15 protein-coding genes are annotated in these 19999 nt (G+C 45.5%); 6 read left to right on the top strand and 9 right to left on the bottom strand.

All coding sequences use genetic code 11. From position 1 onward, the window contains the following. Positions 1 to 289 precede the first annotated feature (289 nt). The gene (locus AAA952_RS03685; protein ID WP_113939007.1) at positions 290 to 1174 is read left to right on the top strand and encodes a phospholipase A; all 885 of its coding nucleotides are present in this window, start codon (positions 290 to 292) and stop codon (positions 1172 to 1174) included. Positions 1175 to 1407: 233 nt separating this feature from the next. Beyond that, positions 1408 to 2964, top strand: a complete 1557-nt coding sequence (locus AAA952_RS03680; RefSeq protein WP_113939008.1) for a S41 family peptidase — start codon at positions 1408 to 1410, stop codon at positions 2962 to 2964. A 61-nt stretch (positions 2965 to 3025) separates the two neighbouring features. Here AAA952_RS03680 and AAA952_RS03675 read toward each other — a convergent pair whose 3' ends face one another. From AAA952_RS03675 to AAA952_RS03655, 5 genes are all read right to left on the bottom strand, one after another. Beyond that, positions 3026 to 4762: a hypothetical protein gene (locus AAA952_RS03675; RefSeq protein WP_173496778.1), complete on the bottom strand. Its 1737-nt coding sequence runs from the start codon at positions 4760 to 4762 to the stop codon at positions 3026 to 3028. Between the two features lie 402 nt (positions 4763 to 5164). Beyond that, complete coding sequence (gene mtgA / locus AAA952_RS03670; protein WP_105251581.1) at positions 5165 to 5950, bottom strand: monofunctional biosynthetic peptidoglycan transglycosylase; 786 nt, start codon at positions 5948 to 5950, stop codon at positions 5165 to 5167. 752 nt (positions 5951 to 6702) lie between these two features. Further along, entirely contained in the window at positions 6703 to 7485 is a 783-nt protein-coding gene (locus AAA952_RS03665) for a phosphoadenylyl-sulfate reductase (RefSeq protein WP_263168321.1), read from the bottom strand. Further along, positions 7478 to 9175 carry an assimilatory sulfite reductase (NADPH) hemoprotein subunit gene (gene cysI / locus AAA952_RS03660; RefSeq protein WP_263168322.1) on the bottom strand — a complete coding sequence of 566 codons (1698 nt, stop codon included), beginning with the start codon at positions 9173 to 9175 and terminating at the stop codon, positions 7478 to 7480. Before cysI ends, AAA952_RS03665 begins: the two co-directional genes overlap by 8 nt. Before the next feature lie 99 nt (positions 9176 to 9274). Further along, entirely contained in the window at positions 9275 to 11074 is a 1800-nt protein-coding gene (locus AAA952_RS03655; protein WP_338254503.1) for an assimilatory sulfite reductase (NADPH) flavoprotein subunit, read from the bottom strand. 419 nt (positions 11075 to 11493) lie between these two features. Here AAA952_RS03655 and AAA952_RS03650 point away from each other — a divergent pair, with 419 nt between their 5' ends. The 3 genes from AAA952_RS03650 to AAA952_RS03640 all read left to right on the top strand — a co-directional run bounded on the left by AAA952_RS03650 (position 11494) and on the right by AAA952_RS03640 (position 15118). Then, complete coding sequence (locus AAA952_RS03650; protein ID WP_105251577.1) at positions 11494 to 13020, top strand: Re/Si-specific NAD(P)(+) transhydrogenase subunit alpha; 1527 nt, start codon at positions 11494 to 11496, stop codon at positions 13018 to 13020. An 11-nt stretch (positions 13021 to 13031) separates the two neighbouring features. Further along, positions 13032 to 14516, top strand: a complete 1485-nt coding sequence (pntB, locus tag AAA952_RS03645) for a Re/Si-specific NAD(P)(+) transhydrogenase subunit beta (protein ID WP_105251576.1) — start codon at positions 13032 to 13034, stop codon at positions 14514 to 14516. 221 nt (positions 14517 to 14737) lie between these two features. Next, entirely contained in the window at positions 14738 to 15118 is a 381-nt protein-coding gene (locus AAA952_RS03640; protein WP_338254500.1) for a hypothetical protein, read from the top strand. 196 nt (positions 15119 to 15314) lie between these two features. Here the strand turns inward: AAA952_RS03640 and AAA952_RS03635 are convergent, their stop codons facing one another. The 4 genes from AAA952_RS03635 to hldE form a co-directional block, all read right to left on the bottom strand. Next, on the bottom strand, positions 15315 to 15899 hold the full coding sequence (locus AAA952_RS03635; protein WP_131524277.1) for a hypothetical protein: 585 nt from the start codon (positions 15897 to 15899) through the stop codon (positions 15315 to 15317). A gap of 168 nt (positions 15900 to 16067) precedes the next feature. Further along, complete coding sequence (locus AAA952_RS03630; protein ID WP_006082899.1) at positions 16068 to 16547, bottom strand: TetR family transcriptional regulator; 480 nt, start codon at positions 16545 to 16547, stop codon at positions 16068 to 16070. A gap of 151 nt (positions 16548 to 16698) precedes the next feature. Further along, positions 16699 to 17526, bottom strand: a complete 828-nt coding sequence (locus AAA952_RS03625; protein ID WP_338254493.1) for a hypothetical protein — start codon at positions 17524 to 17526, stop codon at positions 16699 to 16701. Further along, entirely contained in the window at positions 17523 to 18953 is a 1431-nt protein-coding gene (gene hldE, locus AAA952_RS03620) for a bifunctional D-glycero-beta-D-manno-heptose-7-phosphate kinase/D-glycero-beta-D-manno-heptose 1-phosphate adenylyltransferase HldE (RefSeq protein ID WP_028761811.1), read from the bottom strand. Before hldE ends, AAA952_RS03625 begins: the two co-directional genes overlap by 4 nt. A 103-nt stretch (positions 18954 to 19056) precedes the next feature. On the opposite strand from hldE, the gene AAA952_RS03615 reads away from it, so the two are divergent. Continuing rightward, positions 19057 to 19983, top strand: coding sequence for an LpxL/LpxP family Kdo(2)-lipid IV(A) lauroyl/palmitoleoyl acyltransferase (locus AAA952_RS03615; protein WP_338254488.1), 927 nt, complete (start codon positions 19057 to 19059; stop codon positions 19981 to 19983). Positions 19984 to 19999 lie beyond the last annotated feature (16 nt).

Here is a 19999-nt window from a genome sequence, read left to right as displayed (position 1 = left end):
ATGCGCTAAATCCAGGTTAACCTATTGAAATAAAAGTGACTTAATAAGATTAAGCTAATTGCATCAAATTAATTTCTGTCCGCTAAGTGCACGATTTTGGCACTATGTTATTGCCAAAAATTCTACCTAAACATGTCTCTATGGGACTAAAAATGGCTGACTACAAGATTTGTCATTAAGTGACACAGGATTTTTCCATAACCATAAATTCACTTTCTAATGTTAAGCTGGAAATAACTATCTTTGTTGAGTACGACTGACAAATAAATAAACACATCAAGGAGGGCAGATGAAACCACTTTACTCAGGTATTGCATTGGCAGGGCTATTAGCCTGTACGGACATAAATGCCGAAGAATCATTAGTAAAAGGAAGAGTAAAAGATGAACTTGCCACGGCGGATCTACCTTTTGTGATTACGCCACATAAAGTGAATTACCTTTTACCAGTCACCTACAGCCCAGATCCCAACATGGCACCTTTCACCGAAGATGCAATACTCAACCCCTATTCTTTAGATGAGTTTGAGGCTAAGTTCCAAATCAGTTTTAAATTTCCTATTTGGTACAATGTGTTTGGTGATAATGGCCATTTATTTTTTGCTTACACCAATCAATCCTATTGGCAGGTTTATAACAAAGACACTTCATCGCCTTTTAGGGAAACCAATCACGAGCCTGAAGTCTTTATGCTGTTTAATAACGATTGGAAAATTGGGAGTGTGACCAATTCCTTTTGGGGATTTGGTGCCGTACATCAATCGAATGGTAAAGCAGGGCCACTTTCCCGCAGTTGGAATCGACTCTATGCCACTATGATTTTTGATGCAGGCCCACTCGCCTTCTCCACCAAAGTGTGGTGGCGTATTCCTGAAGATGAAAAGACAGATCCATATAAAGCCAGCGGCGACGATAACCCTAATATTGATGACTATATAGGTAAAGCAGAGTTTATTGGCGTTTATGGTATAGATGAACATAGATTCACTTTAACCGTTAAAACGAATCTAGAAGATATCGACAGAGGCTCAGCAGAACTGACTTGGAGTCATCCTATCGTCGGCAACTTACGCTTTTATACTCAATACTTTAATGGTTATGGCGAAAGCCTAATCGATTACAACTATCACAATCAACGTATTGGTATCGGAATTTCACTCAACGATATTCTTTAAGAAAGATATACCCACTTGATCCCGCTATTTAAGATTGTTTGGGTATATAAAGTGACTAAGTACAAAAATCGACCATAATTTGCTGCTAATCTACCAAACCTGCTGCTAAATTGCTCAGATGGACCTGAGTTTAGGGCAGAGCAGGACGATTTACATTGATCCGAATGGCATTTAAGCCGATAGTCGCACACCTTTTTGTGCCCTGAAGCAGCGCCTTAACATCATGGAGGAATATGAGTTTTAGCTACCGCAGCATAGTCATGCTACTCAGTGTCATTATTTTCGCGAGCTTACTTAAGCTCGCGTTTTTCGCTGTGCCAAAAGATAGCGCTGCACCAGTGCTGAATGCACAAGAGGTACGCCAAGATCTCTATGCCTTATTGGATCAAATCGAGCAACACTCAGCGTTTTATGCCTTAACGGCCGACAAAGCCAACCCGCAGCTTAAATTTATGGCTAGCCTTATTGTTGAACAGTATCAAGATATTACTCCCAATGATCGCTTTGCTGCTGAAGTCACTAAATTACTCAATACCCTCAAAGATCCAGGCGCTCAAGTGCATAACTTCGATGATCAAAGCGGCGATCTCCCGTTAACGCTAAGGCCAGTCAACGACCAATGGTTAGCCTTGGATAACGATAATAATCCAGTCAACAACGACTTCCCCTTTATCACTCATATCGATGGTTTACCTATGAGCAAATGGGTAGCGACCAGCCAAGCCTACTTACCTGAGCCGGCAAAACAGAGCCAAGAAATGCAGTTACCTTGGCTGAAAAAACTTAACCTACTGCGCGAAGACTTAGGACTTAGCATCAAGCCCTATGTGGTCATTACGCTAATTAATGATGATCTGCAAAGCCAGCAGGTGACTCTCGCCCTGCCAAGCCATAAACCGCAAGTTCAATTAGCAACTATCAGTGAAAAAGACGAGACTCAAGATATTAATGTGCTCGAATTTATTAACCAATTATCTCAATTTGAGCGCACCGAATTTCAAGACATGCCAAATCAATTAGAGACGGTCAACAATACGACGGTCAAACTTAAGATCAGCGATCTCTACGCCTTTGAATTAGATAAAGAACAACAGCAAGAACTGCTCAAAGGCATGACACATCCCTTACTAATCATTGATTTACGTGATACCAGTGGCTTTAGTCCGAAATTATTGACTATGCTGTCGCGATATCAAGATGCGGATTTAAATAACACTTTAACACCTAACGTGATGGGATTTGCGCACTATCGCCGCTCACCAGAGCTGAGAAATGATTATCTACAGCCGCTCAATTTTATGCCTCTGGATGCGTTAGAGTACAGTCCTCCTAGGCTCAAATCTCTCACCCGTAACTTACCCTCTGTCGATAAAGAGAAATTCAGCCCTTGGTATGTTCGCACTAAGCCTGCGGTGGCTCCTGAAGGGCGAAATCGCTTAGCGCTACTCGTGAGTCCCCATTGTCGCCAAGAATGCGAGTGGATTGCCTATCGTACTAAATCTTGGTCTAGGGCAAATTTGATTGGTGAAAAAACCTCAGGCGACTTTGCACGTCAGTATCATTTCAAACTGCCAAACAGTGGATTAAACATAAGATTCAGCAGTTCGTTAACCTATGATGCACAGGGGAGACTCCTGTCCGGTATCGGGACTGAACCGGATATTTTGCTCCCTCAGAACAGTGATATTCAATGGCAAGGGCTCGTTAGTTTAATGCGCTCCGCCAAGCCCAAAGCGCAACTTGTTCTGCCAGCACAGCACACTAAGTTGGCTCAAGCTAAGCTAAATTAAGCCAAAAAAAGAGCCAGCAATCTGCTGGCTCATTTCAAACAAATATGAGTTTACTAACGCATTACTTCTTTTCAGTCGCTTTAGAATTGGCGACTGAACCTATGACCAAGCCTTGCTTATTCACATCGAAGCTCATTTGAACTCGCATGTTGTAATCTTTAAGCATTTGCATTTCTTCAGGGATCGGCTCACCGCTCATTTCTAACAGTGTTAGCACTGGCGTAAACATCTTGCCGTAATCAGCAGACAAGCTGTACATGCCATTCGCTGACAGTTTCTCGCCTGCTAATTTGTTGGCTAAAGCTAAGCCTTTATCACCGCTATACACCACTAAATGTTGACCTTTAATCGCCAGCATTGGCTTAACACCTAACTCTGGAGGCAACATCAATATTGGAGATAAATCAGTAGCATCGCCGTTATCGGCTAATTGCACTTCAGCCAGCATAGGGGCGAAAGGTTTCACCATATTAAACAACATGGATGGGTTTTCGGCGCTGAGGCTGACTAAAGCATCTAAACTTTCTAACTTAGGCTCTTGATCTTGTGTGCTCATTTTAAAATCGAGCAATGAAACGCTCATGCCTTTCACGCCGTTAGCCATGCCAGTAAACATGCCTAGCATAGCTGGGCTCTGTTGGCTCAACTCAGCCTGCAACTCTGCCAATGGTGCACAGGTCAGTTGTGGCTTTTGCAGATCATCCCAAATAGCCGTTAATGAAGGGGTAATTTCATTGATATCTAAACCTATACCCATGGAGAAGATAGTGCTGTCGATATCCGCCAGATGCGATGGAATAAAACCACGCATCTTTTGCATTGCCGCAAGAATAGGTTGATTCTTCGTTTCGACAACAAATGAAGCCGCCATATGGCTTTCTTTTTCTGTCACAGAAAACGCCGTTAAACCAGCAACGGTACGCGGCCAGTTAGCGGCAATCGCAGTCAGTTCGGTACGACATTCTGGTGTTCTGATTTGAGCTAATGGGTCTTCCCCCTCACTTTCATCAGCAAAAAATTGAGTCAGTTGCTTAGCTAGCATATTGCTATCTGCAGAGGTCAATGCCTTTACAATTTCCACATGGTTAATAAAGCTAATGCTGTCATCTTTAAAACCATGGGTCTTAATAATATCTTCTAATATGCCAGAAGCGGCTAATGACTGCGGCGCCTTCTTAATACCAAATGCCATTTCTAATAACTCAGGCTCGGTAATAGAGGTGCTGAAAGTCATCGTTAATATGCCATCTTTCTGGGCAAATAACAGTTCAGCTTTCTCTGCTGAGCTTTCATCCGATAGTGCATAAGCGCGATAATCAACATCGCCCACTTTACGCATTTCGTGGGTTACACCACTATCTTTTTCGGCTTTATCTAATACAGCCCAAAATGCTTCAGCCTGATTAACATCAATCTTTAATACTGGCAAAGCACCTAAAGTATAAATATAAGGTTTAACTTCATCGGGGAAACCGAAGGTTTTTAACAGTAAGGCAGGATCTTTCATCCCATCCATATACTGCTGATAAATGCTAACGAAGAACTTGCCCATAGGGCTATCCTGCACACCGAGTTCATCAAGCGTATTACTTGGATATTGCTGATAATTTCCAGAAATAGACTGTAAATACGCTTTTAACGGGAAGGGTTTTAACTGGCCCGAAAATATCGGCGTATCGGCAGGCACATAGTCGAGCAAAGGATTAGCAGAGGCACTAGAACCCGCGCCATTCTGCATATACCAATAACCACCAGCACCTGCTGCAATAATTGCCGCGGCAATCACAATCTTTTTCATTTAAGAAACTCCATTTAATGACATTCAATTTTATGAAAACAATACCTAAAGAACTCACCTTAGGTATTTAAATATTTATCCGCTCTTACATATCCCTTATGCAGATAATGCAAAATCAGAAAACGCAACGACTCAGCCCTACGCAATACAAACCCAGTTTAAAATGCTTAGGCTAAGCGAAACTAAGGTATAAAATTTTCCCGATAATTTAACATTAAACCGACACAGAAGCGAACAGGATAGGAGTTCGCAGCATTAAAAACGCATTAGAATTAACGTTTATTAAACATAACTCCAATCTTATTTCAATTCGGTAATAAAACATCTCAAAGTCATCGACGATTAAGCAAAGAACTCAATGACAAATTAAGCTCATCTCACTCAAACTAACTCACCAGAGCGTCATCGTGCTTCGTGGACTTTTTTAAGCGTGACGTCACCTAGCTGACGCATTTGCTTACGGATCCAAGCTGAGCGCTGCTGCACATAGGATGACGGTGGAGACACCTTATAGCGCCAAGGATTGGGTAAAATGGCTGCGAGTAATGAGGCCTCGTATTGGGTAAGTTTTGCCGCTGACTTTCCAAAATAATGCTTTGATGCCGCTTCGGCGCCATAAATGCCTGGGCCAAATTCTACAATATTTAAATACACTTCAAGAATACGCGACTTATCCCAAGTCAACTCCATCAATAACGTAAACCAAGCTTCCAATCCCTTACGAAAGAAACTGCGACTCGACCACATAAAAAGGTTTTTCGCCGCCTGCTGACTTAAGGTACTTGCCCCACGGACTTTAGTGCCTTTTTGGTTGTATTTCAGTGCCGAACTTATCGCGGCTAAATCGAATCCAGTATGCTCAACAAAACGTTGATCTTCCGCAGCAATCACAGCCAATTGTAATTCGGGAGAAATTTGCGCTAAATCGCGCCATTGATGCCTGATCTCACCGATAGGTGCAGGTGGAAATAAGGCACGCTCGATACGCCAAGTCCACATAGGAGGATCGACGAATCGTAGTAGGATCACTAATAAAATTGAGCAAATAAATGCCCAAACTAATCCCTTAAATAACCAAGACAATAAACGACGAAAACCACGCTTTCGTCTCTGAGGTGCTGGGTCACTCGACTTATTAACACTTGGACGCCTGACATGATCTCGCATCGCATATAAAGGGGCCGTCATTTATACCATCTCATCCACACACTCTCATTTCTTGTTTCTCATCTATCCAGTCAAGCCATTGCAAGGATTCTTTGGGGCAACCTAGGCTTACAGAAAATATTCTAAAGCTTTACGCGAGTTGCAAGCTGATCATGCTACGAGAATAAAGGAAACACCAAGGATATCTTACTCGATAATCAAAGATAGGTTGAGAAATAACCATAACAAGAACAAATCACTATTGGAGATTGACTGGGGTCGACTTAACTTGACCTCGGCAGCTTTGACGACAGCTGACCGAGGTAATGATGGCTGATTAACGAGAGCTAGCAAGTCAATCAAACAGCTTGATACTCGCAGGTGCGAGTCAGGTTTTCAACGCTTTCACTGCATCCAATTAAGCCATATCGATACACAGCAAACCCAGCCCATAAATACCGATATACAACAACTTAACCTCATAAAAGACATGAATCATGTCAATTAACGCAGTAAAACGCTTCAAAACCATCTACGGGAACTTCAAAATATAGCGCAGGCTTAACCAATGTGCATAACTCTGTGAGTAAAAATGTACAACATTTTTAGCATTTAAAAATGAATGCAAACTAACTCTATGAATATCAATCTATCTTAGTTAAATGACGCTTAAATGACATCACTTAGCTTCCTCGACAGTCCAGAGTATTAAATTCAATCCCACTTATCTTAAAATGATAAAAAAACGCCCCAAACTAAGTTGAGGCGTTTAATATTTAAAATCAATAAAATGACTAGATTTCGTAGTGCAGACCACACTCACGTTGTAGGCCATTAAAGCGAGTTTCTTCCTCTGTCATCCCTAATTCGAGTGGTTTACTCGAATGGGTATCCCCCACAGAAACATAGCCTTGGTCCCAAAGTGGATGGTACGGCAAGTCAAATTGCGTCAGATAGAGGTGAACATCTTTATTCGACCACTCGATAATTGGCAGTAGCTTAAAGCGCGTGCCATGAATCGCCAGTATCGGCAACGCCTCACGGGTACTGGCTTGGCTGCGTCTAAGCCCTGCAAACCAAGTGCCGACCTCAAGCTCGGCTAAAGCACGTTGCATAGGCTCAACTTTGTTTAACCGGTTGTATTGCTCTAGCCCGTTTACCCCTTGCTCCCACAACTGGCCAAAGCGCGCCTCTTGCCATGCCGATGTCATCACTGCTTGGTACACTTTTAAATTCAGTGATAAACGCTCTGTCAGTTCGTCGATAAACTGATAAGTCTCAGGAAATAAATAACCCGTATCCGTCAGAATAACCGGAATATTCGCCTGTGCCTGACTCACCATATGCAGCATTACAGCGGCTTGGATCCCAAAGCTTGAGGACAGCGCATGATTACCGGGCAAATAAGTTAAGCCCCATAGCACTCGCTCTTGCGCGCTTAATCCCCCTAAGAACTGATTAATGCGCTCAAGCTCTATCACTTGCTCTGCCTTAGGCGCACTCAATAATGCCTTGAGTTCGGCAGCGCTGACCACAGTCGGCACTTTATCACTGGTTTTTTGCTCAAGATCAGCCATGAAAATCCTTAGCGGCATCGATCACCGCCTTCACTACACCCACGCGGACTGTGAAGTTACCAAAGGTTTCGCCTGCATCACGCTCTACGGCGTAGCGGCCAAACAGGGCATCCAATTCGGCGAGAATGTCCGCCTCTTGGATATTTTCTCTGTGCATTTTGTTCAAACGAGTCCCTTCAAAACTTGCACCTAAGTACAAGTTATAGCGACCCGGCGCCTTACCCACAAGCCCAATTTCAGCGGCAAATGGGCGAGCACAACCGTTAGGACAACCCGTCATCCGCACGACAATTGCTTGCTCGCTGATGCCGTGTTTTGCCTGCAGCGCATCGATATGATCGATAAACTCAGGGAAATAACGCTCGGCTTCCGCCATCGCTAATGGGCATGTCGGCAACGCCACACAGGCAATCGAGTGACCGCGGGTTTGCGTCAACACTTGGCCCAGCAGACCATGTTTACGGGCTAAACCTTCAATGGTGGCTTTATCTTCAGCTGCGACGCCTGCGATGATCATGTTTTGATTCGAGGTCATGCGGAAATCGCCCTTGTGGATCTTAGCAATTTCACGCAGCCCCGTTTGCAGGGTTTGGCCCGGTAAATCTTTAATACGACCGCTTTCGATAAATAAGGTTAAATGCCACTTACCGTCAACGCCTTCGACCCAACCATAACGATCGCCGCGATCGCCAATCACTACATCACGTTTAGGTTCAAATTTCACCCCAGCACGTACTTCAACTTCGGCTTTAAATTTCTCATAGCCGTGGTCAACGATTGTGTATTTAAGGCGCGAGCGCTTACGATTAGAGCGATTGCCCCAGTCACGTTGCACAGTCATCACAGCTTCGGCAAACTTCATCACGTCTTCAGTTTTGATAAAACCAAAGTCGTCTGCTAGGCGTGGAAAGGTTTCCACTTCGCCGTGGGTCGAGCCCATGCCGCCGCCAGCCGTTAAGTTAAAGCCAACTAGCTCGCCATTTTCGGCAACAGCAATAAAGCCTAAATCGTTGGTGTAAACGTCAACATCGTTATCTGGAGGAACCGCAACCGCCATTTTGAACTTACGTGGCAGATAGGTTTTGCCATACACAGGTTCGACGGTTTCATCTTCGGTCGAGAGTAACTTTTCTTCATCTAACCAAATTTCGGCATAAGCACGAGTATGTGGCAACAGATGATCAGACAGTTGTTTCGCCACCGCATAGGCTTGCTCGTGCAGTTTCGATTCCACCGGATTAGGATTACACATCACGTTACGGTTAACGTCACCACAAGCGGCAATCGAATCCAGCGCTTCACGATCTAAGTCTTGAATAATGGTCTTCAAGTTACGCTTAGGAATACCGTGGTATTGGAAGGTTTGACGGGTCGTCAAACGAATGCTGTTTGAGCTGGTTAAGGTAGACGCAATTTTGTCCACGCCTAACCATTGCTGTGGAGAACAAATACCGCCAGGTACACGGGCGCGCAACATAAAACTATATAAAGGTTCGAGTTTTTGCTCTTTACGTTCGTTACGTAAATCGCGGTCATCCTGCTGATAGAAGCCATGAAATTTGATCAGCTGCTGATCGCCGTCACTGAAACTGCCAGTCACGGAAGAATCTAAACCTTCTTTGATGGTCCCGCGCAGGTAATCACTGTCGGTCTTTAGGTATTCGTTTAACGCTAACTTTTGCTCACTCATGGCAACTGCCTCTTAAAATTGGGTTCGCTGGCTGCACAGGTCATCACGTGTGCAGCTTTAGCTATTCTTATGCGTTTCTTATCTGCGTAACGGTTGAGATTAATACACGTCTTTTTGGTAACGTTTATCGCTGCGCAGGGTTTCAAAATAGGCTTCGGCAGCTTCGGTATTCAAACCACCGACTTCGACTGCCACCTCAATCAAGGCTTGGTGAACATCTTTCGCCATACGTTCAGCATCACCACAAATATAAAGATGCGCGCCATTTTGCAACCATTGCCACAGGGCTTGGCCTTGCTCTTTAATGCGGTGCTGCACATAAATCTTATGGGCTTGATCGCGGGAGAACGCTACATCGATACGGCTGAGATCGCCATTTTTCAAATACTGTTGCCACTCAGTTTGATACAAGAAATCCTGCTCAAAGTGTGGATTGCCGAAGAATAACCAGCTATCGCCTTGAATACCTTGGGCTACGCGCTCCTGCATAAAGGCACGGAAGGGCGCAACACCGGTACCAGGACCCACCATGATCACCGGTGTTTCTGGATTTTCAGGTAAACGGAAATGCTTGTTCGACTCAACATAAACCTTAACTTGCGTGCCTTCCTGCGCAGAGGCTAAGAAGTGTGACGCACCGCCAAAACGTGCTGAGCCATGGCGCTCATCTTCCACTAAGGCCACAGTTAAGTGGACTTCTGTTTCAACTTCGCTTTGACTTGAGGCGATAGAGTAAAGTCTTGGCGTTAATGGACGCAGTAGCTCAAGCAGTTTTGCTGCATTTAAGGTTACTGAGTTATTTGATAATGGATACTGAGTAACTAAATCGGCAAATTGATGCTTAAGGATAAAGTGGCGCACTTGTTCTTTATCTTCGCTCAATGCCAGCAGTTCTGCGCTGCCGCTCAATTCGGCCCATGCTTTGACTAATCCAGGGTATAACTGAGTCAATTCTTTCTTATCAACCAAAGCCTGCTTAAGGGACAAGGATTCAGTACCAAGGGTGACTAACTCATCGGCGGCTAATGACAAACCCGCTAAGACTTCATCGACTAAGACTTCGTTATTACTAAACCACACACCAAGGGCATCACCCGCTTGATAGGTTAAGCCTGAGTCGCCAAGGTCGATTTCAACATGGCGCACATCTCGGTCTGATCCACGGCCGGTAATTTTTTGGCTCACAAGCACTTCGGCGCTATAGGGGTTTTGCTTAGTAAATTCACTTTCGCCAATCGCTTTAGCGGTGCCGATGGATACCACACTGGCGGACGAGGTTTCGATTAGCGGCTTAACGGCCTCTAATACATCGGCGTGCCACTGGCCAGCGGCAGCTTCATAATCCACATCACATTCAATTAAAGGTAACAGTGATTTAGCACCGAGTGCTGCTAGGCGGGCATCGAAGTCTTTACCGGTTTGGCAGAAAAATTCATAGCTAGAATCCCCCAGCGCAAGCACAGAGTAATGTAGATTGTCTAACTTAGGGGCACGTTTCGATGCTAAAAACTTGTGTAATTCAATCGCATCATCCGGCGCTTCACCTTCACCATGGGTGCTGACCACCAATAAAAGCACAGCTTCTTGCTTTAATTGGCGAACATTGTATTCGCCCATTGAAGCCAGATTGACCGCATAACCTTGCGCTTGCGCCTTATCGGCGAGCGCTTTGGCGACACCACGGCCATTACCAGTTTGGCTGCCATAGAGAATCGTCACAGTTTGAGCCGTTTGCGCCTGCGCGACGGGCGCTAATTGGCCCGCATTAGCTGTAGCAGCAAGATAGCCACTCACCCAGGCCAATTGCACAGCACTTAACTCAGAAGTGAGTTGTTTTAGCTTCTCGACTTGTCCTTGAGACAATGGCGAAGCCAGCGATGAAAGTTCTTTTAACAACATGAGACGGCCCTATGACAGTGTAATGTCCACAAGCTTATCGCGGTTTAAGAAAAGCAAAAAAGAATAAAATAGGATTTTTAATTCCATTTTGGAATATACAAAGTGCAAAATTTAAGCTACAAAAGTGTGCACTGGTTAAAAGTTTTTGATCCGACCAGTGCAGAAACGGCCTGCTTGAGAAATATGCACTTGTGCCAAGCTAAAGTATTGCCACAATGGTCATGAGCCTGTCGAACAATAATTTCTGTTGCCCACAGAATAGTTTGTTTTAAAAACAAAAAGTGTCCATCCTAGATTGAATGCCCTAACTGACTCGAATCACCCGCCGAATAAACGCTGGTGACGACAGATTTTGCAGTTGAGTACGATGAAGGAAGAACAGCAGGCGGAACGATTATATAAACCATCAGGGAGTAGTCATGCAGATTGGAATACCGAGAGAAAGTCTCGCCGGTGAAACTAGGGTCGCCGCGACCCCAGCCACCGTTGAGCAGCTTAAAAAACTCGGCTTTGAAGTTGTTATTGAGGCCAATGCGGGTCAACTGTCAAGTTTCGATGATGCAGCCTTTGAAGCTGCGGGCGCGAAGGTGACAACAAACGTTTGGCAAGCCGATCTGATCTTTAAGGTCAATGCGCCAAGCGACGCCGAAATTGAACAAATCAAAGACGGGGCGACTATCGTCAGCTTTATTTGGCCCGCACAAAACCCTGAGCTGGTTGCGAAGTTATCTAAACGTAAGATCAACGTGATGGCAATGGACATGGTGCCACGCATCTCCCGCGCCCAGTCACTTGATGCCCTCTCCTCTATGGCAAACATTGGTGGATATCGCGCCGTTGTTGAAGCCGCACATCAATTTGGCCGTTTCTTTACTGGCCAAATTACCGCTGCTGGTAAAGTACCGCCCGCCAAAGTGTTAGTCATTGGTGCTGGTGTAGCTGGCCTTGCCGCCATTGGTACAGCTGGATCGCTTGGCGCCATAGTGCGCGCCTTCGATACCCGCTTAGAAGTGGCCGAGCAAATCGAATCTATGGGCGGCCAATTCCTTAAACTGGATTTTGGTAACGAGGAAGGTGGTTCATCGGACGGTTATGCTAAAACCATGTCGGATGAATTTATTGCCGCCGAAATGGCGCTGTTTGCCGAACAAGCCAAAGAAGTCGATATCATCATCACCACAGCGCTAATCCCTGGTCGTCCAGCGCCTAAGCTCATCACCAAAGCAATGGTCGATAGCATGAAGAGCGGCTCAGTGATCGTCGATTTAGCCGCTGCGACGGGTGGTAACTGCGAATACACTCAATCGGGTGAGCTGTTTGTTACTCCTAACGGCGTAAAAGTGATTGGTTATACCGACCTTCCCGGTCGTCTACCGGCACAATCCTCACAGCTTTACGGCACTAACTTAGTCAACCTGATGAAGTTAATGTGTAAAGAAAAGGACGGCACAGCCAGCATCAACTTTGACGATGTAGTCATGCGCAATATGACAGTGATTAAAGAAGGTGAAGTGACCTTCCCGCCGCCACCGATTTCGGTTTCTGCGGCGCCAGCAAAACCAGCGGCGAAAATCGAGCCTAAAAATACCACCCCAAAGGCGCCATCTAAGCTCAAATACGTGCTCGCCGCCTTAGGCGTTGCAGGATTTGCTGCCGTGGCATCGGTAGCACCACCAGAGTTCCTGTCGCATTTCACAGTATTCTTGCTGTCCTGCGTTGTTGGCTATTACGTGGTATGGAACGTATCCCACTCACTGCATACGCCTTTAATGTCAGTCACTAACGCGATTTCGGGCATTATCGTGGTCGGCGCCCTACTGCAAATCGGTCAGGGTTCAACTTTGGTCACTGTACTGGCGTTTATCGCCGTGCTGATCGCCAGTATTAACATCTTCGGTGGCTTTACCGTCACTCAGCGCATGCTGAAGATGTTCCGTAAGGATTAAGGGGGTTTAACGTGTCTCAAGGACTGGTAACAGCAGCTTACATTATTGCCGCCATTCTCTTCATCTTCAGTCTCGCGGGACTGTCGAAGCAAGAGACGGCAAAACACGGCAATTTATTCGGTATCTTAGGTATGGCAATCGCCCTACTGGCTACCATTTTCAACCCCGATACTAACGGCATTGCGTGGATCTTAATCGCTATGGTGATTGGCGGCGCGATTGGTATCCGTTTAGCACTAAAAGTCGAAATGACTGAAATGCCTGAACTGGTTGCTATATTGCACAGCTTTGTGGGTATGGCCGCGGTATTAGTGGGTTTCAACAGCTTTATCGACTTACATCCACAGGAAGTATCACAAGTCGTGGTGGCTGTCGGTGGTGATATCAATACGACCCTCGCCGCAGTACAAGATGCACTAAGTGAAGCGGTGAAGACCGCCAGCAAAGAGCACCTCACTGGCGCTATGCTTAACATTCACTTGGTCGAAGTCTTCCTCGGGATCTTCATCGGTGCGGTGACCTTTACGGGATCTATCGTTGCCTTTTGTAAGTTACGCGGACTGATTTCATCTAAACCTCTGATGCTGCCACATCGCCACAAGCTAAACCTAGTGGCAGTGCTAGTGTCTTTCGCCCTGTTGGTATACTTCGTACAGACAGGCGGCACTATGCCAGCACTGCTGTTGATGACCTTGATTGCCTTCGCCTTTGGCTGGCATTTAGTGGCATCCATTGGCGGCGCGGATATGCCAGTGGTTGTGTCTATGCTGAACTCCTACTCAGGTTGGGCAGCGGCAGCGGCAGGCTTTATGTTGTCGAACGACCTCTTGATTGTGGTCGGCGCGTTAGTGGGTTCATCGGGTGCTATTCTGTCTTACATCATGTGTAAGGCCATGAATCGCTCATTTATTTCAGTTATCGCGGGCGGCTTTGGCACAGATGGTGTGGCCTCGACTGCCGATGAAGAAATGGGTGAATACCGTGAAACCAACGCCGAAGATGTGGCGGATATGCTGAAAAATGCCACTTCAGTCATCATCACTCCGGGTTACGGTATGGCAGTGGCGCAGGCGCAATATCCTGTTGCGGAAATCACTCAAAAACTACGTGATCGCGGCGTGAAAGTACGTTTTGGTATCCATCCAGTTGCTGGTCGATTACCAGGCCATATGAACGTACTGCTCGCTGAAGCGAAAGTCCCCTACGATATCGTGCTCGAAATGGACGAAATCAACGAAGACTTTAAAGACACAGATGTCGTGCTCGTTATCGGCGCCAACGACACGGTTAACCCCGCGGCAATGGAAGATCCAGGCAGTCCAATCGCAGGTATGCCAGTGCTGGAAGTGTGGAAAGCGCAAAACGTGATTGGCTTTAAACGTTCGATGAACACAGGTTATGCCGGCGTGCAAAACCCACTGTTCTTCAAAGAAAATACCCAAATGCTGTTTGGGGATGCTAAGGCCAGTGTTGAAGCCATTTTAAAGGCACTTTGAGTTTGATTTAATATCAACAGAGTAGAAATCGTTTAGGCGATAAACACTATTCTAAAGAAATGAAGGGAGCCAATGGCTCCCTTTCTTTTCACATTTTTTTAAGCCTATTAAGCTAGTCTCTGCGCCAATATGATACGAGGCTTATCTGCCCACAATGCTGGTATGCTTAATGTAAGCTAAAACAGTAAGTTAAATCTAAAGCTGGTTTAAGGAAATAATAAATGTTGCTTGGGCTGTTTATCCTGTCTGCCGTATTAATCAAAACCTCATTATTCGGGCTTGGCTGGATATCGATTACCATCGGCCTGAGTGGGTACCTATTTTGTCGATGGTTTAATATCAAGTTAGATATCAAACTGACTGATAAATTTAAACGACTCTTTATCACTGGCGCGGCTCTGCATCTTCTCGTCTATATCGGCTTAATCACTAAGCTTTTCCTTATCGACAGCTTTGAAGACTTGCCCACATTCCTAATAAGTCACTTAGTCTTCCACCACGCAATCTGTGCCGTGATTGCTGCCGCATTAACCTTCTTGGCTATTCGCATCTATCTACAACAGCAAAAATTAACTCAAGCCTATCGACAGGAATTAAGCTAACTCAACAAGGTTTTGATGACAAATGCAGGCGAATAAAAGCTGGGTAAATTCATCATTAGCTTAAGTACCATAAAATAATGGGGGACTAAAGCAGATCATGTAGAGGTGTTGTCAGCAACACTGAATTCATCAATGGATTCAAACATCAGGGATAAGAATGACCCCTGATGTTTGGGGGGAGCTAAGCCAAGATACGTTAGTCGACGGCAATATCGTTATCTTTAAGCTCTTTTGACAGGGTTTCATAATTCGTTTTGAGTTTTGGCAAAGTATCTTCTTTGATTTTACTCAATACATTTTGCAACTGATCCTTACCGTAAGAAACGCTATAGTGACGGGTTTCAATATTGCTAATGATCTTCTCAGACTCTAAATACAAACGACGAATATCAGACAAAATATCACTCGGTGTTTCTAGCGCATTGGCAGAATAGCGCATGTTATCCCAGACAAATAATCCCATCTGCGGATGCATTTTCACTAAACTATTACTACTCACAGTCTCAACTGTGTCAGCGTAATGACTCAAGATTTCAACATTGTCACTCACTTCGTCATATAGGGCATGACGCAGATGATAGTTATTCTGCATATTGCTCAGGGCATCAAATTTAATTGCCTGTGACAACCCTTCTTGCGCGGCTAAATACACGCCAACAACAGTCGCAATGATTATAAAAATCTGACTCACCCAAAAACTGGTTTTGATAAGCTCAGTGTTATCAAGCTTAATGGTGCGTTTAGGCATATCTGCCTCATTAGAGATGGGTGTCATATCCATATGTTTTATCCTGTCAAATCAAGAGTACAAGGCAATATCACTAACTTAAATCATTATTGAGTGGTCATCCTACACTATTGGGGTATGACTTACCTCAGTACAAATCACGATTTTTACCCACAAAAAAGGAGCCATCTGGCTCCATTTTTATATTCATTGGTCAGTCTATTATGCTGCTTTTGCCACATCAAAATTGGATAGCAACATCACAGCTGTACGGCCTAATAGGTGGTTGATCGTGCGATCGCCCGCTAAGCCTAACTCAGCAATCGCTTGCTGACGCGCTGTACTCACCGCTCTAAAGAGGGTAATTTCATTATTCGCACCACCACAAAGACTAAAGAACAGTCTTAATACTGCGCGGTAATGCTCTTCCTGCATTGCCTGCATCCAGGATGTTTCCAATGCCTCTTGGCTAGAAAAATCCAGCGCAGCAACAAATAGATTGCCGATACGACTATCTAAACGAACAAGAAAATCGCTTTTGCGTGGAAAATGGTGACTAATACCTGTGCGACTAATACCCGTTGCTTCAGATAACGTAGTATAAGACATAGTCTCAAAGCCGATAGTCAAAATTTGTCTTAACGCTTCATCCATAATTTGATTTATGGTTTGCTCAGTTTGTACTCGCGAGCGCTTAGCCATAGTAATGTCTCCCCTCTTATTTTTAGGGGGAAAGCTTACCAAAGCCGCTCAGGGATTACTGCTGTTCACTGGGCCGTAACCAGCGTATTTCACTTTTGTTCAGCTAGGGTTCAGTTTAAAACAGGCTTCACCACTGATTTAATTAACACATTCATAACATTGAATTTTGTACCAACCAGTTATGTGCTTTTTCTTCGCCCATGAGTAAAACGAACGTCGGTTGGAGATAGTGTCCAAGATCCGCTTTTCGCCAAAATAGATATTCAGGAAGGGGTTGCAATACACTCGCGCCAAAAGTGCGTTGCATTAAGCTCGAATACTCACCTAATAATCTCGGCTCTAATTGCTCGGCTTTAGGGTAAAAATTCGTTAAAAAGTCCCGATACTCGGCAAATTTAGTCACTTGAGCAACATCGTATCGATGCAACACTTGTATCAACATTGGCGAACTCCAATGTGACAAGTATTGCGGGCTTGTTAATGCATCAAGATTGCGTCTGTGGTATTGCTGCCACGCCAAGGCAAAATCATTTTTCTCCCGTGCGATACGCCAAACCAAATAAATGTCAGCTAGCCATTCATGTTGATATGCACTCAAGTGAGTCGGTAACACAGAGCCTTGCAGAGCAAGGTTCTCCAAATGACCGAGCTCATGCCATAGGGTTAATTGCGGCTGTTCAAGCAAAGGTAATTGGTAGGTCACCATATCGACACTGGCTAACTGTACTTGTGGTGTCAGCTGCTCATTCACTAAGACTAGGCCCGCAATTTTATTGTCATCGACGGGCATGACCATGGCACTTCTGCGGCCTAAATCGCGCTTAAATTGATCTAGCGTAGCGGGCAGCTGCGCCAACACTTGCTTAGGCAATAATGCCAAGCAAGTATCAAGCTCAGGTAAAGGGCAAATCAAAGCCTGCTTATCGGCAATGGGCGTCCAAGTCAGGCTAGATGCGAATGCCAGAGCGACTAAGCTCACTGATTCGCCATGATATTTTGTATAATCGCTGTCGTTGAAATACCATCCTCAAAGCCCAGCACTTGCACTTGGCCACCTGCTGCAATCACTTCAGCGCCACCAGCAATATCCTCAAGCTTATAATCACCACCTTTGACCAGCAGATTTGGCAGCAATCGAGTAATGATGCGCTGCGGCGTATCTTCACTAAAAGGCACAACCCAATCAACAGAAGCTAAGCCAGCGAGCACAGCCATACGACGATCAACCTGATTAACTGGACGGCCTTCACCCTTGAGGCGTTTAACCGAGGCATCATCGTTTACCGCGACGATCAAACGATCGCCCAAAGCTTTCGCCTGTTTAAGATAGCTCACGTGGCCCGCATGTAAAATATCAAAGCAACCATTAGTCATCACCACACGTTCACCGCGTAGTTTGGCTTGCTCTAAGGCGTAGGCCAGTTGATCTTCACTCACCACCCCAAAACCCGATTCTCCATGGTGCAAAGCTAAAGCTTCGATAAGCTCAATGCGGCTCACGGTAGAAGTGCCAAGTTTACCGACCACAACGCCTGCGGCGGTGTTCGCAATTGCGCAAGCCTGCGGTAAATCGGCGCCCGCGGCTAATGAGGTTGCTAAGGCCGAAATCACAGTATCGCCAGCACCCGTCACATCATAGACTTCACGGGCAACGGTAGGAATGTGCAACTCAGGCGCATTAGCGGTCACTAAGGTCATGCCCTTTTCAGAGCGGGTGACTAAAATGGCATCAAAATGATGTTGCTTGAGTAAACCACGGGCTTTTTCCAGCAGGTCGGCTTCAGAGGTCACAGTGCCAACAACAGCTTCAAACTCGCTCATATTTGGGGTAATGAGTGACGCACCATGATAACGACCAAAGTCACTACCCTTAGGATCGACTAATACCATCACACCTTTCGAACGCGCTAATGCAATAAAATCTCGCGGCTGATCGATAGCGCCCTTTGCATAGTCGGACAACACCACGACATCGACAGAATCGAGTAAGGCCTCGGATTGTTTCAATAAACGCACGCTATCGGCCTTGTCGAAGGCTTCTTCGAAATCGAGGCGGATAAGCTGCTGATTACGTGATAACACCCGCAGCTTAGTGATGGTTGGTTTATCAGCAATACTTAACCATTGGGGTTCAACCCCTAAAGTTTGCACACCGAGCGTTAGGGCATGGGCAGTATCGTCTTGACCGACGAGCCCGGCAAGTTGGACTTGCCCCCCTAAGGTCGCGATATTGAGCGCCACGTTGGCCGCGCCGCCGGGTCTGTCTTCGACTTGATTAATCTTCACCACAGGTACGGGGGCTTCAGGGGAGATACGTCCCGTAGGGCCAACCCAATAGCGGTCTAACATCACATCGCCGACGACTAACACTCTGGCTTTTTCAAATGCTGGCAGAGAAACCTTCATAGTGCTCTTATCTTTATGCAGAAATTAAACCGTGATTGTACCTAATTTTCAGCAAAAATTGAGTTAGAATGAGCAGTAATTTTCAAAAGTAGTGAGTATTTTTGTGGTCGAGAAAGCCGAGTTTTCATCTTCTTTATATCATCCTAAGCATTGGCCCATGTGGTTTGGCGTATTTTTGATGCGTTTAACTCAGCTTCTACCGCTTCCTTGGCAGATGACGCTGGGTAAGGGATTGGGTCGCTTAGTGATGAAATTCGCAGCTGGCCGCACCCACACAGCTCGCCGTAACTTGACCCTCTGTTTCCCTGAAATGACGGAAACACAGCGAGAAGATTTACTCACGCGTAACTTTGAAGAAACGGGCAAAGCCATTTTCGATACCATCAATGCATGGTGGTGGCCCGATGAAAAAGTGCAGCAGCACATGAGTATCAAAGGTGAAGAACACGTACAAGACACGTTAAATGCTGGCCACGGAGTTATCCTCTTTGCCGTGCATTGTTTGCCGCTGGAAATGGGCGCACGTATCTTCGGCCAATTCCAACCCGGCGTGGGGGTTTATCGCCCACACAATAATCCTGTGATGGAATACCTGCAGGTCAAAGGCCGTTTACGCTCCAATAAAGGTCTCGTTTCTAAACGCGACTTGCGCCAAATGATACGCTGCCTACGCAATCCCGATGTGATTTGGTACACGGCCGATCAAGACTTTGGCCGTTCCAGTGCGGTATTTATCCCATTTTATGCCATGCCAGATGCGGCAACGATTACCGGTGCCACCACGTTAGCTAAACTCGGCAAAGCTAAAGTCCTGCCTTTTTTTGTGGAACGTACTACAGATGATAAAGGCTATCGAATTGAAGTGATGCCACCGCTGGATAATTTCCCCGGCGAAGATGAATTAGCCGACGCGATTCGCGGTAACAAGATTATCGAATCCATCATAGATAAAAACCGCGCCCAATATATGTGGTTACATCGCCGCTTTAAGACCCGTCCCGACCCAACGGACAAATCTTTATATCAATAAGCTCAATTAGCTTTGA

This window comes from Shewanella sp. M-Br (assembly GCF_036245925.1).
GTDB lineage: Bacteria > Pseudomonadota > Gammaproteobacteria > Enterobacterales > Shewanellaceae > Shewanella > Shewanella oncorhynchi.
The sequence above is the reverse complement of the archived record's forward strand: the minus strand, read 5'-3'. Positions and strand labels throughout refer to the sequence as shown.

What these genes read in the sequence shown, in the direction of transcription:
- AAA952_RS03640 (WP_338254500.1), top strand. Translation starts at nt 14,738, where the DNA reads ATGTTGCTTGGGCTGTTTATCCTGTCTGCCGTATTAATCAAAACCTCA.
- mtgA (WP_105251581.1), bottom strand. Translation starts at nt 5,950, where the DNA reads ATGACGGCCCCTTTATATGCGATGCGAGATCATGTCAGGCGTCCAAGT.
- AAA952_RS03685 (WP_113939007.1), top strand. Translation starts at nt 290, where the DNA reads ATGAAACCACTTTACTCAGGTATTGCATTGGCAGGGCTATTAGCCTGT.
- AAA952_RS03680 (WP_113939008.1), top strand. Translation starts at nt 1,408, where the DNA reads ATGAGTTTTAGCTACCGCAGCATAGTCATGCTACTCAGTGTCATTATT.
- AAA952_RS03635 (WP_131524277.1), bottom strand. Translation starts at nt 15,899, where the DNA reads ATGGATATGACACCCATCTCTAATGAGGCAGATATGCCTAAACGCACC.
- cysI (WP_263168322.1), bottom strand. Translation starts at nt 9,175, where the DNA reads ATGAGTGAGCAAAAGTTAGCGTTAAACGAATACCTAAAGACCGACAGT.
- AAA952_RS03665 (WP_263168321.1), bottom strand. Translation starts at nt 7,485, where the DNA reads ATGGCTGATCTTGAGCAAAAAACCAGTGATAAAGTGCCGACTGTGGTC.
- AAA952_RS03675 (WP_173496778.1), bottom strand. Translation starts at nt 4,762, where the DNA reads ATGAAAAAGATTGTGATTGCCGCGGCAATTATTGCAGCAGGTGCTGGT.
- AAA952_RS03655 (WP_338254503.1), bottom strand. Translation starts at nt 11,074, where the DNA reads ATGTTGTTAAAAGAACTTTCATCGCTGGCTTCGCCATTGTCTCAAGGA.
- AAA952_RS03650 (WP_105251577.1), top strand. Translation starts at nt 11,494, where the DNA reads ATGCAGATTGGAATACCGAGAGAAAGTCTCGCCGGTGAAACTAGGGTC.
- hldE (WP_028761811.1), bottom strand. Translation starts at nt 18,953, where the DNA reads ATGAAGGTTTCTCTGCCAGCATTTGAAAAAGCCAGAGTGTTAGTCGTC.
- AAA952_RS03630 (WP_006082899.1), bottom strand. Translation starts at nt 16,547, where the DNA reads ATGGCTAAGCGCTCGCGAGTACAAACTGAGCAAACCATAAATCAAATT.